Origin of the sequence: Pseudomonas sp. BF-B-15, assembly GCF_019946675.1 — a bacterium.
In the GTDB taxonomy this organism is placed as follows: domain Bacteria; phylum Pseudomonadota; class Gammaproteobacteria; order Pseudomonadales; family Pseudomonadaceae; genus Aquipseudomonas; species Aquipseudomonas migulae.
Genome location: NZ_JAGYFZ010000063.1, coordinates 23,800 through 35,728 on the forward strand (window position 1 = coordinate 23,800; position 11,929 = coordinate 35,728).

Genomic DNA, 11,929 nt, shown 5'->3' on the forward strand with positions numbered 1-11,929 from the left:
CCGAGTCGCGTCAACGTATTGTTATGGTGCACTGCGCGCCCATCACGCCTCACCGCAAACTCGTACGATCATCAGCGCGTTTTATTAATGAGAACACTGACGCATCGATAATCAACCTGACGCCAACCTGAACCTGTGCTGTCAGCGACCTCAAGGCATCGAGAAACGACATCAGAACGCCATTAATCACGAGCACCTGAAAGGCCTCGGGCGATCCGCCCGAACTTTGCATGTCAAAATTATGCGAGCCACCAAGCGCGGGACAAATGCGGGTAACATGCGCGGCTTTGCTCCCAGACGGCCTGACCATGCCCGCGACATCACGCTTTCCTTTTTTCCCTTACCTTTTCGCCTGCCTGCTAGGGCTCTTTGCTCTCGGCGGTTTTTGGTACGGCCTCGGCAAACCGGTGATTCTGCCGGACGTGGCCAGCGCGACGCACAAACTGCAATGCGCCTCCTACACCCCATTCGACAAGGACCAATCGCCGTTCGATCAGCCGTTCAAGTTGCGCCCCGAGCGCATGGACGCCGACCTCGCGCTGCTGGCCACCCGCTTCGAATGCATTCGCACCTATTCCATGACCGGCCTTGAAGCCTTGCCCGACCTGGCGCGCAAACATGGTCTGAAGTTGATGATCGGTGCGTGGGTGAACAGCAACCCGGTGGACACCGAGAAAGAAGTGGACCTGCTGATCGCCTCGGCCAACGCCAACCCGGATGTGGTCACGTCGGTGATCGTCGGCAACGAAGCCCTGTTGCGCAAGGAAGTCACCGGTGCGCAATTGGCCAGGCTGATCAACAAGGTCAAAAGCCAGGTCAAGCAGCCTGTCACTTATGCCGACGTCTGGGAGTTCTGGCTCAAACACCCGGAAATTGCCCCGGCGGTGGACTTCCTGACCATTCACCTGCTGCCGTATTGGGAAGACGATCCGTCGAACATCGACGCCGCGCTGCAACATGTTCGCGAAGTGCGTCAGGTGTTCGGCAACAAATTCGCACCCAAGGACGTGATGATTGGCGAAACCGGCTGGCCGAGCGAGGGTCGTCAACGCGAAACCGCGCTGCCGAGCCGGGTCAATGAGGCCAAGTTCATTCGCAGCTTTGTGATCATGGCCGAACAGGAAGGCTGGCACTACAACCTGATCGAGGCGTTCGACCAACCCTGGAAACGCGCCAGCGAAGGGGCCGTTGGTGGTTACTGGGGCCTGTTTGACGCCGACCGTCAGGACAAGGGCGTGCTGGCCGGTCCGGTGTCGAACGTGCCGTACTGGTCGCAATGGCTGGCGGTGGGCGGGATGATTTTCCTTGGCACGCTGATCCTTGGCGGTCGTGTACGCAGTACCCGCTCTGCGTTGGTGCTACCGCTGCTCGGCGCTTTGGCGGCCTGTTCGATTGGCGCCTGGGGTGATCTGGCACGCGTCACCACCCGGTTTACCAGTGAATGGTTGTGGGTTGCGTTGCTGACGGCTTTGAACCTGTTGGTACTGGTGCATGCAGCGCTGACACTGAGTGACCGTAGCGGCTGGCGTCTACGGACCTTCAATGTGCTGGAGCGTCGGGCCGGCTGGTTGCTGGCAACAGCAGGTTTTGCAGCGGCGGTGATGATGCTCGAACTGGTGTTCGATCCGCGTTATCGCAGCTTTCCGAGCGTAGCTTTCATCCTGCCCGCGCTGGTTTATCTGTGCCGGCCGGTGAGTGTGCCACGTCGTGAAATCGCGCTTCTGACCTTCATCATCGGTGCCGGGATTGCGCCGCAGCTGTATCGCGAAGGTTTGCAGAATCAGCAGGCCTGGGGCTGGGCGCTGGTGAGTGTGTTGATGGTGGCGGCGTTGTGGCGCTGTTTGCGGGTTCGCAAGGGCTGATGGCCCCATCGCGAGCAGGCTCGCTCCCACATTTGATCTCCATCGTTCACATAATATGTGTTCACTGAAGATCTATTGTGGGAGCGAGCCTGCTCGCGATGGCGATCTGTCAGGCGCCGCGGGACGCCCGGACCAACCGCAACCCCGCAATCACCACCGCAAACACAGCCATCGTCGTGTTGTACAACGCCAACGCCGGAAACCCGAACACCAACGCCAACACCGCCAACCACCACCCTGCCCGCCCCGGCAACACGAAGCCGATCACGGCGGCGGCCACTGCCGCCCAACCCAACACCTGGAAATGAATCATCAGGCCCAGGTTCGAACGGACCAGGCATTCCCAGCGGCTCGCCTCGTCCGCGCAGAGGCCGACCCATTGCGCATCCTCCATGAAGCCATACCGCGCGCCATAACTGGCGGCCAGCCATAAAGGCAGCAAAACAAGCAGCAGAATTACCGGTAAACGGCGGGACATGAAGCACTCCAATCAGCGAAAAACGGCGGCCAGCTTAATCCCCCGGCAGCCTGACGCAAGCCTTAACAACAGTTAACTGGGCACTCAATCACTGCAAAGTGTATCGTCCAGCTACTATTACTCTGAAATTTGGCCTGATTGGTGTCGATACATGGCACTTTGGCGCAACCCCCGTGGTCATAGCCTGCGAACTTCATTCGGCACCTTTCTATAAGGGATCCAGTCATGCTCCGTTCCTTGCGCTTCGCCGCCCTGTTTAGCGGCCTTATCTTGAGTGCGTCCGCACTGGCGGTCGATATCGACGCCGCCAGTTATGGCTATCCCTTGACCAACCCGTTCGAGGCGACCATCGCCACGACGCCACCGGACCTGCGTCCGGAGTTGCCGCTTGACGATGACATCGACCAGGAAACCCGCAGCGTCACGCTGCGCCCGGAGCGTGAGTTCGAACTGCCGGACAACTTCTGGCCGGTGAAGAAGCTGACCTACCGCATCGCCACCCAGGATAAAGCCGCCCCACTGATCTTCCTGATCGCCGGCACCGGTGCGCGCTATGACAGCAGCCTTAACGAATACCTGAAAAAGCTCTACTACAAGGCGGGTTACCACGTGGTGCAACTGTCGTCGCCCACCAGCTTCGACTTCATGAGCGCCGCTTCACGCTTTGCCACACCCGGCATCACCAAGGATGACGCCGAAGACATGTACCGGGTGATGCAGGCCGTGCGGGCACAAAACCCGAAAGTGGCCGTCACCGATTACTACCTGACCGGCTACAGCCTGGGGGCGCTGGATGCGGCATTTGTCGCGCATCTGGATGAAACCCGCCGCAGCTTCAACTTCAAGAAAGTCTTGCTGCTGAACCCGCCGGTGAACCTCTACACCTCGATCACCAACCTCGACAAGCTGGTCCAGACAGAGGTCAAGGGCATCACCAACACCACCACGTTCTATGAACTGGTACTGAACAAACTGACCCGTTACTTCCAGCAGAAAGGCTACATCGACCTCAACGACGCCCTGCTCTACGACTTCCAGCAGTCCAAGCAGCACCTGACCAACGAACAGATGGCCATGCTGATCGGCACGTCGTTCCGCTTCTCGGCGGCCGACATCGCTTTCACCTCGGACCTGATCAACCGTCGCGGCCTGATCACTCCGCCGAAAACGCCCATCACCGAAGGTACCAGCCTCACGCCGTACCTCAAACGTGCGCTGCAGTGCGACTTCGACTGCTACATCACCGAACAAGTGATCCCGATGTGGCGCGCGCGCACTGACGGCGGCAGCCTACTGCAACTGATCGACCAGGTCAGCCTGTATGCCCTGAAGGATTACCTGCACGACAGCCCGAAAATCGCGGTCATGCACAACGCAGATGACGTGATACTCGGCCCGGGTGACCTCGGTTTCCTGCGCAAGACTTTCGGTGATCGCTTGACTGTTTATCCACTGGGCGGCCACTGCGGCAACCTTAACTATCGCGTCAACAGCGACGCCATGCTGGAGTTCTTCCGTGGCTAAATACCTCCTGCTTATCGCAGCGTTACTCTGTGCAGGCGTCGCCAATGCCGACAACAGCAAAGCCAACGCCCCGGTGGTCGTCGACAGTGACGGCTTCAAGGAGCCACTGAGCAAACTCAAGTTCAACCCGGGCCTGGACCAGCGCGAATTCGAGCGCTCGACACTCAGCGCGCTGGCCGTCTACGACCCGCTGGAAGAGTGGAACCGCCGGGTGTATCACTTCAACTACCGCTTCGACCAATGGGTGTTCCTGCCGGTGGTCGACGGGTATCGCTACATCACGCCAAGCTTCCTGCGCACCGGGGTCAGCAACTTCTTCAACAACCTCGGCGACGTACCGAACCTGCTCAACAGCTTGTTGCAGTTCAAGGGCCAGCGTTCGATGGAAACCACTGCGCGCCTGCTGCTCAACACCACCATCGGCATCGCCGGCCTGTGGGACCCGGCCACGGCCATGGGCCTGCCGCGCCAGAGCGAAGACTTCGGCCAGACGCTCGGTTTCTACGGCGTACCGGGCGGCGCCTACTTCGTGCTGCCGATCCTAGGCCCGTCCAACATCCGCGACACCGGCGGCCTGGCCGTGGACTTCACCGCCGAATCAGCGATCAACTTCCTGAACGTCTCCGAAGTCAGTTCCAACCACCCTGAAGTGTGGGCCCTGCGCAGCATCGACAAGCGCCACCAGACCAGCTTCCGCTACGGCCAGCTGAACTCGCCATTCGAATACGAAAAGGTGCGTTACGTGTACACCGAGTCGCGCAAGTTGCAGATCGCCGAGTAATTTATCGGCAATAAAAAAGGCCATTCGGTGCAGATCGAATGGCCAGTTTTTTTACCCGTTTTCGTCGACCACTTTAAATTCTACATTGAGGCAGCCTTATGCCGCCCACCGATCAACCCTGAACACCCTGACGAACATTTCATTAGTAACATAAACTCGAGAACCATCCAGGGTAACTGCTACATTACGAACCCCTCCACCGATAAAAACTCGATCGACTACTTTAAAACCAGCCGTATCAATCACACACATTTCAGCGCCTTCATTGACAAGAGCAAATGCATAGACGCCATTGGGCGTCAAAGCAATATCAACAATATCCCCACCGATAGAAATGAAAGCCACAATACGCTCGCCAGCCAAGTCTAATACTTGCACACCTTTGAGCTGCGTATTACTTATATAAGCAAGCGCTCGACCTGGATAAAAAGCCATCAGACTGGCGCCTTCAGCAATGGCAACCGACTTCACCGTCCATTGTGACAAGTTAACAATAACGAACGAACGGTCAGTTACAGCGTAAATTTCATGCCTGGCAGCACTGACAGCCAAACTGTCTCGAATACCATTTACCGCAAGACTCCTTACTATCCTACCACCTGAAAGATCAACTTCATACAGGGTATTTAAAGCCGTCATGTATGGACGAGGACCGTTCTTGGTGAGCAAGACCCCACTCGGAGCAGGGGCATATATTCTTTGGAATGAGGACAATACATGAGTATTAACTTCTCTTGTCTGTCCAGTCTCGAGATTCAAATAAGCGAATAAACCATCCTGACTGAAAACGCCGTAAAGTGCGCGAGATGGACAACGTTCGGTACGTATAATTCGCCCAGTAACAGTATCGATTACCGAAAACTCTGGCGCACCATAATTGAACACAAACGCATATTCCCCATAGGGATGGAAAATAACTTTACCAGCACCGACAAGGCTGATTTCGCCTTCAAATCCAGATTTAACAGACAACATAAGCCACCTCGCCATCTAAAATGATAGTGAACGCTTAAGTACAGCGTTAATAATTTGATATCCCTTATTCCCGATCAACGCGTTGCCACTACCGCCTTGACAAAATCCCCGGTACACACATAAACACGAGCGCCATCAGGCGTTACATCAACTCCCATCGGGTTTCCGCCCACATTGATTTCCTCAACCAATTTCGGGTCACCCACGACATCAATCCCATAGAGCAATGGCTCATTATCGGTAGTAACATACAAATATTCCCCCGTAGGACACAGCACGCAGCTTTTCGCGTCGCCCTTAATAGGCATCGAGGCAACGACCTGCTCTGCAACTATATCGATCGTCTGTACTGTACCTCCCTGATAGGTCCCTGCAACATAGGCTCGACGGCCATCCAGACTAAGAGACATGCAACCAGTGCCGGCCCCAATGGAAATAGACTTGATTGCCCAATCCGCCACAGAGGCAATCAAAAACTTTCCGCCCACCAGAATGTAAAGATACAAACCATCCGGGCTAACAGCCAAACTATCAACGACACCACCAACAGGAGTAACTTCCGTCGCACCAAGACTTAATGAATCGAGAACCACAACCTCCTCACCCTTCGCAACGTAGAGGTGAGCCCCATCTGCAGCAACCGCGATTGCACGCATTGGTTCATCGAAATAAACCAGCCTTCCTCCAGCCCAGCCAGCGACAGTAAACGACGAGACCCCACTTTTTTCCTTGGTAATACAATAGCCACGCTTACCATCCCGACTAAACACGCATTTAATAATACGCATCGTCCCTGATGGCAAAAATTTCACGACTTTTCCGGTATCTGTTTCAATCAGGAAACTGTAGTTTCTGCTCGGAACGCTCACGAAAGCATGACGACCATCCGGGCTTATCGCCACCGCTACGGCTGGATGACTGGAGATAATTTCTCCTTGAAACCTACTAACGACAGTATTACTCATCACGTGATCTCCTAATCCAATAACACTTGGGACGTTGTACTCGTGTTGAATATTATTGAATCAATTCCCCACAACGCTTCCTACTGTCAGAAATAACAGTTCTGACAGACGGCTCATGCATTTCTTTCAAAGTTCATGGGGCCAGCTAAATTTAGCGGTCGCTAGTTTTTGCTTAGTTTGATGTAGCTAGTCGAACCGCGCAGCGGTCGCGCAAGCGTTCCAGGCTCATCGTCGCCACTCTCAGCCGCGGCTGCTAGTGCCAAATACGGGCGGACAAAAAAAGGCCATTTGATTCGCATCAAATGGCCTTTTTTACTTCTAACCAATCAGCTTCGGGCTGATCGCCACATCCTGCCGAGCACCATGACGCAGGCCAACACCGCCGCCCCCGCGACAATCCCCGCCACGGCATTCAGCAACATCGGCACGATAAATCCGACGCCGCCCGCGCTCGCACTCACGCCTTCGATCCAGTGATGAATCACCGGCACGCCGTGGGTCAGGATCCCGCCGCCGACCAGGAACATCGCCGCCGTACCAATCACCGACAGGCTTTTCATCATGTACGGCGCCGCCCGCAGGATGCCGTTGCCAATACGCTTGGCCAGCTGCCCCGGCTTCTGGGTCAGCCACAGGCCAAGATCGTCTAGCTTGACGATGCCCGCCACCAGCCCGTAGACGCCGATGGTCATGACAATGGCAATCCCCGACAGCACGATGACTTGCTGGGTCAGCGACGCATCGGCCACGGTGCCGAGGGTGATGGCGATGATTTCCGCCGAAAGAATGAAGTCGGTACGGATGGCGCCCTTGATCTTGTCCTTTTCGAACGCCACCAGATCCACCGCCGGGTCGGCCACAGCCTCGACAAGCTCCGCATGCTCGGCCTGGTCCTCAGCCTTGCTGTGCAGGAATTTGTGCGCGAGTTTTTCGAAACCTTCGAAGCACAGGTAGGCGCCGCCGACCATCAGCAACGGCGTGACCAGCCACGGAATGAATGCACTGATCGCCAGCGCTGACGGCACCAGAATCAGTTTGTTGAGAAACGAGCCCTTCGCCACGGCCCAAACGACCGGGATTTCCCGTTCGGCACGTACACCGCTGACCTGCTGGGCATTGAGCGCCAGATCGTCACCGAGCACGCCGGCGGTTTTCTTGGCGGCCATTTTGGTCATCAACGCCACATCGTCGAGTACCGCGGCAATGTCGTCGATCAGCAACAGTAAACTGCTTCCTGCCATGAATCAGGTGTCCTTCTGGAATGAATGCTGCGCAGCATAGCGCGGCCGAGCGCCACATGGGGCATTCTTGAGCGCCGCGCGAGGCCGGTGCTACCATGCGCAACCGCCAGAACAGGCAAGGAACCACCTGGTTTATGAGCACTATCCGCGAGCGCAACAAAGAACTGATCCTGCGTGCCGCCAGTGAAGAATTTGCCGACAAGGGCTTCGCTGCGACCAAAACCAGTGACATCGCAGCCAAGGCGGGATTGCCCAAGCCCAACGTCTATTACTACTTCAAATCCAAGGAAAACCTCTACCGCGAGGTTCTGGAAAGCATCATCGAGCCGATTCTGCAGGCCTCGACGCCGTTCAACGCCGACGGCGTGCCCAGCGAAGTGCTGAGCGGCTACATTCGCTCGAAGATCCGCATCTCCCGCGATTTGCCCTTCGCCTCCAAGGTATTCGCCAGCGAAATCATGCACGGCGCCCCGCACCTGAGCGCCGACCTGGTCGAACAACTGAACAGCCAGGCGAAACACAACATCGACTGCATCCAGACCTGGATCGACCGCGGCCAGATCGCCCCCATCGACCCCAACCACCTGATGTTCAGCATCTGGGCCGCGACCCAGACCTATGCCGACTTTGACTGGCAGATTACAGCCATCACCGGCAAGGCCAAGCTGGATGAAGAGGATTATGAAGCGGCGGCACAGACGATTATCCGGTTGGTGCTGAAGGGGTGTGAACCGGATCATTAAGATTGCGGTGACTTTATCGCTAGCAGGCTAGCTCCCACAGGGGATTTGTGAACGTCATAGCGCCAGTGTGGGAGCTAGCCTGCTAGCGATGAAGACGACTCGGTTTCAGCTCAAAGCCAAATGGCATCCCACAGAGAATAGTCGCCAAGCTTTTCCACCAGTCCAGCCCGCAACGGGTTGGCCACGACATACCGCGCCACCTTTTCCAAATCCTCTTCCCGCCGCAGAGCCCGGTCGTGAAAGCCTTTCTGCCAGAGGGTGATCTTGCGGCCAGTGAACTGATTCACCGCCTTGGTGCTCAGTGATTTAGTCTTTTGCATCAGGTCACCCAACGATCCCTGCTGTAACTCGACCAGCCAATGGAAATGATCGGGCATGATGACCCAGGCCAATGAATTAACGCAGCCTTGGTCGTGCGCGGCGCGAAACTGTGCGACGACCAATCTGCCCAAGATGAAATTCTTGAAAACAGGTTTTCTGGCGAGTGTATTGGTGGTCAACAGATAAATCCGGTTTGACTCGGTATAACGGCCAATGCGCAGACGATTTGAAGCGGGTAGATCAGGCATTCCTTTGCCCCTTGCATGATTAATTCATGAAGAAGGCTAGTTCTGATGTTACCCAAGGGTGGGGCAGACATTTAGATGGATGTGTCTGACGGTTTGTCATCGCCAGCAGGCTGGCTCCCACAGTTGATCTCTGACACTCAGATGTTCCCTGTGGGAGCCAGCCTGCTGGCGATAGCGGTGGATCAGTCACCCATGATTCAAGCTGCTACCCCCGCATCCGCCTTCAACCCCAACGCCTCGATCGCATTGATCGCACACTGCTCATCAACATCCGACAAATCCCCGCTGATGCCCACAGCTCCCAGCACATTCCCGTCCTGATCCCGAATCAACACACCGCCCGGTGCCGGCACCACGCTGCCCTGCCCCAGGCTGTTCAACGCAGCGATAAACGCCGGGCGCTGCTGGGCGTCCAGCGCCAGCAGGCGTGAGCCTTTGCCCAGCGCAATGGCGCCCCAGGCTTTGCCGATGGCGATCTGCGGGCGCAGCAGGCTGGCGCCGTCTTCACGTTGCAGGGAAACCAGATGCCCGCCGGCATCCAGCACGGCGATGGTCAAAGGGGCCGCGTTGATTGCACGCGCGGCGGAGATGGCCTGACTGGTCAGGTTGACTGCCACTTTCAAGGTTAAAGCGCTCATGGTGCCGTCCTCATTTTGTTATAGGGAAAGCGGAAGGACTGCGCGCTTGCACCGCAGTCCGATGCAACAAATAGAACACAATGAGTTATTTTTTTGTATACAATAATTATCGAAAAGCGCCACATGCGACGAAAAGCCACAGCAGAACAGGCTTCCGACGAATGAAACAGTCGCTTGAGAAAATGGATTGACCTGCGCCGTCCGCCGTGAATACACTCTGCGCAAAGCCACTTGTATACAATTACAAAACGTAAGAGGCACAAAACCATGAGCAAAATGAGAGCAATCGAAGCCGCCGTTCTGGTGATGCGCCGCGAAGGGGTTGATACCGCTTTTGGCATCCCCGGTGCCGCCATCAACCCGTTGTACTCCGCCCTGCAAAAGGTCGGCGGCATCGATCACGTCCTCGCTCGACACGTTGAAGGCGCGTCGCACATGGCCGAGGGCTACACCCGCACCAAGGCCGGCAACATCGGCGTGTGCATCGGCACTTCCGGCCCGGCCGGTACTGACATGGTCACCGGGCTCTACAGCGCCTCGGCCGACTCGATCCCGATTCTGTGCATCACCGGGCAAGCACCCCGCGCCCGTATGCACAAGGAAGACTTCCAGGCTGTCGACATCACCACCATCGTCAAGCCAGTGACCAAGTGGGCGACCACTGTCATGGAACCGGGCCAGGTGCCGTATGCGTTCCAGAAAGCCTTCTACGAAATGCGCTCCGGCCGTCCAGGCCCAGTGCTGATCGACCTGCCGTTCGACGTGCAGATGGCCGAAATCGAATTCGACATCGACGCCTACGAACCGCTGCCACTGGCCAAGCCAACCGCTAACCGCGTGCAAATCGAGAAGGCCCTGGCCATGCTCGATCAGGCCGAGCGTCCATTGCTGGTCGCCGGTGGCGGCATCATCAATGCCGACGCCAGCGAGTTGCTGGTGGAGTTCGCCGAGCTGACCGGCATTCCGGTGATCCCGACCCTGATGGGCTGGGGCACGATTCCGGACGATCACCCGCTGATGGTCGGCATGGTGGGTTTGCAGACTTCGCACCGTTACGGCAACGCCACCCTGCTGAAGTCCGACGTGGTACTGGGCGTCGGCAACCGTTGGGCCAACCGCCACACCGGCTCGATCGACGTGTACACCGAAGGCCGCAAGTTCATTCACGTTGACATCGAGCCGACGCAAATCGGCCGCGTGTTCAACCCGGACCTGGGCATCGTCTCCGACGCCGCTGCCGCGCTGACCGTGTTCATCGAAGTCGCTCGCGAATGGCAAGCCGCCGGCAAGCTGAAAAACCGCAGCGCCTGGCTGCAAGACTGCCAGCAGCGCAAAGCCAGCCTGCAACGCAAGACGCACTTCGACAACGTGCCGGTCAAACCGCAGCGCGTTTACGAAGAGATGAACCAGGTGTTCGGCAAAGACACCTGCTACGTCAGCACCATCGGTCTGTCGCAGATTGCCGGTGCGCAGTTCCTGCACGTCTACAAGCCGCGTCACTGGATCAACTGCGGTCAGGCCGGCCCGCTGGGCTGGACCATTCCGGCTGCACTGGGCGTGGTCAAGGCCGATCCGAACCGCAAGGTTGTGGCGCTGTCGGGCGACTATGATTTCCAGTTCATGATCGAAGAATTGGCGGTGGGCGCGCAGTTCAAGCTGCCGTACATCCACGTTGTGGTAAACAATTCGTACCTGGGGCTGATTCGTCAGGCCCAGCGCGGTTTCGACATGGACTACTGCGTGCAGCTGTCCTTCGATAACCTGAACGCTCCGGAACTCAACGGTTACGGTGTCGATCACGTCGCGGTTGCCGAAGGCCTCGGTTGCAAGGCGCTGCGTGTGTTCGAACCGGCTCAGATCCAGCCTGCCCTGCGCAGGGCCCAGGAGCTGATCGAGGAGTTCAAGGTGCCGGTGATCGTCGAGATTATTCTGGAGCGCGTGACCAACATTTCCATGGGCACCGAGATCAACGCCGTCAACGAATTCGAAGACCTGGCGCTGGTCGGCAACGATGCGCCGACCGCGATTTCGCTGCTCGATTAACAGCTGACCGCCTCCCCCTGTAGGAGCGAGGCTTGCCCGCGAAGGCGTCGTGCCATTCAACATTGATGCCGACTGACACAACGCCTTCGCGGGCAAGCCTCGCTCCTACA

General features: G+C 57.1%; 11 protein-coding genes. 5 read left to right on the plus strand and 6 right to left on the minus strand.

What is annotated here, in order from left to right; genetic code table 11:
- Positions 1–266 precede the first annotated feature (266 nt).
- Entirely contained in the window at positions 267–1,862 is a 1,596-nt protein-coding gene (locus KGA97_RS19555) for a hypothetical protein (RefSeq protein WP_008039892.1), read from the plus strand.
- Between the two features lie 109 nt (positions 1,863–1,971).
- Here the strand turns inward: KGA97_RS19555 and KGA97_RS19560 are convergent, their stop codons facing one another.
- The gene (locus tag KGA97_RS19560) at positions 1,972–2,340 is read right to left on the minus strand and encodes a hypothetical protein (protein WP_192226095.1); all 369 of its coding nucleotides are present in this window, start codon (positions 2,338–2,340) and stop codon (positions 1,972–1,974) included.
- 225 nt (positions 2,341–2,565) lie between these two features.
- Between KGA97_RS19560 and KGA97_RS19565 the strand changes: the two genes are divergently transcribed.
- Together KGA97_RS19565 and KGA97_RS19570 are read left to right on the plus strand one after the other, a co-directional pair.
- Entirely contained in the window at positions 2,566–3,864 is a 1,299-nt protein-coding gene (locus KGA97_RS19565) for a hypothetical protein (protein WP_008039890.1), read from the plus strand.
- Positions 3,857–4,645 carry a VacJ family lipoprotein gene (locus tag KGA97_RS19570; protein WP_008039888.1) on the plus strand — a complete coding sequence of 263 codons (789 nt, stop codon included), beginning with the start codon at positions 3,857–3,859 and terminating at the stop codon, positions 4,643–4,645. Before KGA97_RS19565 ends, KGA97_RS19570 begins: the two co-directional genes overlap by 8 nt.
- 96 nt (positions 4,646–4,741) lie before the next feature.
- Here KGA97_RS19570 and KGA97_RS19575 read toward each other — a convergent pair whose 3' ends face one another.
- The 3 genes from KGA97_RS19575 to KGA97_RS19585 all read right to left on the minus strand — a co-directional run bounded on the left by KGA97_RS19575 (position 4,742) and on the right by KGA97_RS19585 (position 7,826).
- Positions 4,742–5,620, minus strand: a complete 879-nt coding sequence (locus KGA97_RS19575) for a hypothetical protein (RefSeq protein WP_223481311.1) — start codon at positions 5,618–5,620, stop codon at positions 4,742–4,744.
- A gap of 74 nt (positions 5,621–5,694) precedes the next feature.
- Positions 5,695–6,585 carry a hypothetical protein gene (locus KGA97_RS19580; RefSeq protein WP_223481312.1) on the minus strand — a complete coding sequence of 297 codons (891 nt, stop codon included), beginning with the start codon at positions 6,583–6,585 and terminating at the stop codon, positions 5,695–5,697.
- 326 nt (positions 6,586–6,911) lie between these two features.
- On the minus strand, positions 6,912–7,826 hold the full coding sequence (locus KGA97_RS19585; RefSeq protein WP_223481313.1) for a DUF808 domain-containing protein: 915 nt from the start codon (positions 7,824–7,826) through the stop codon (positions 6,912–6,914).
- Between the two features lie 134 nt (positions 7,827–7,960).
- Between KGA97_RS19585 and KGA97_RS19590 the strand changes: the two genes are divergently transcribed.
- Complete coding sequence (locus KGA97_RS19590) at positions 7,961–8,569, plus strand: TetR/AcrR family transcriptional regulator (protein ID WP_192226089.1); 609 nt, start codon at positions 7,961–7,963, stop codon at positions 8,567–8,569.
- A 110-nt stretch (positions 8,570–8,679) separates the two neighbouring features.
- Here KGA97_RS19590 and KGA97_RS19595 read toward each other — a convergent pair whose 3' ends face one another.
- Positions 8,680–9,138: an REP-associated tyrosine transposase gene (locus KGA97_RS19595; RefSeq protein ID WP_223481314.1), complete on the minus strand. Its 459-nt coding sequence runs from the start codon at positions 9,136–9,138 to the stop codon at positions 8,680–8,682.
- Positions 9,139–9,335: 197 nt separating this feature from the next.
- Positions 9,336–9,776 (minus strand): GlcG/HbpS family heme-binding protein, encoded by a 441-nt coding sequence (locus KGA97_RS19600; protein ID WP_008039877.1) that lies wholly within the window; start codon positions 9,774–9,776, stop codon positions 9,336–9,338.
- A 267-nt stretch (positions 9,777–10,043) separates the two neighbouring features.
- Between KGA97_RS19600 and gcl the strand changes: the two genes are divergently transcribed.
- On the plus strand, positions 10,044–11,819 hold the full coding sequence (gene gcl / locus KGA97_RS19605) for a glyoxylate carboligase (protein ID WP_008026775.1): 1,776 nt from the start codon (positions 10,044–10,046) through the stop codon (positions 11,817–11,819).
- Positions 11,820–11,929: the final 110 nt, after the last annotated feature.

Coding starts and splice junctions, on each gene's coding strand:
- KGA97_RS19555 (WP_008039892.1), top strand. CDS start 267: ATGCGGGTAACATGCGCGGCTTTGCTCCCAGACGGCCTGACCATGCCC.
- KGA97_RS19560 (WP_192226095.1), bottom strand. CDS start 2,340: ATGTCCCGCCGTTTACCGGTAATTCTGCTGCTTGTTTTGCTGCCTTTA.
- KGA97_RS19565 (WP_008039890.1), top strand. CDS start 2,566: ATGCTCCGTTCCTTGCGCTTCGCCGCCCTGTTTAGCGGCCTTATCTTG.
- KGA97_RS19575 (WP_223481311.1), bottom strand. CDS start 5,620: ATGTTGTCTGTTAAATCTGGATTTGAAGGCGAAATCAGCCTTGTCGGT.
- KGA97_RS19580 (WP_223481312.1), bottom strand. CDS start 6,585: ATGAGTAATACTGTCGTTAGTAGGTTTCAAGGAGAAATTATCTCCAGT.
- KGA97_RS19585 (WP_223481313.1), bottom strand. CDS start 7,826: ATGGCAGGAAGCAGTTTACTGTTGCTGATCGACGACATTGCCGCGGTA.
- KGA97_RS19590 (WP_192226089.1), top strand. CDS start 7,961: ATGAGCACTATCCGCGAGCGCAACAAAGAACTGATCCTGCGTGCCGCC.
- KGA97_RS19595 (WP_223481314.1), bottom strand. CDS start 9,138: ATGCCTGATCTACCCGCTTCAAATCGTCTGCGCATTGGCCGTTATACC.
- KGA97_RS19600 (WP_008039877.1), bottom strand. CDS start 9,776: ATGAGCGCTTTAACCTTGAAAGTGGCAGTCAACCTGACCAGTCAGGCC.
- gcl (WP_008026775.1), top strand. CDS start 10,044: ATGAGCAAAATGAGAGCAATCGAAGCCGCCGTTCTGGTGATGCGCCGC.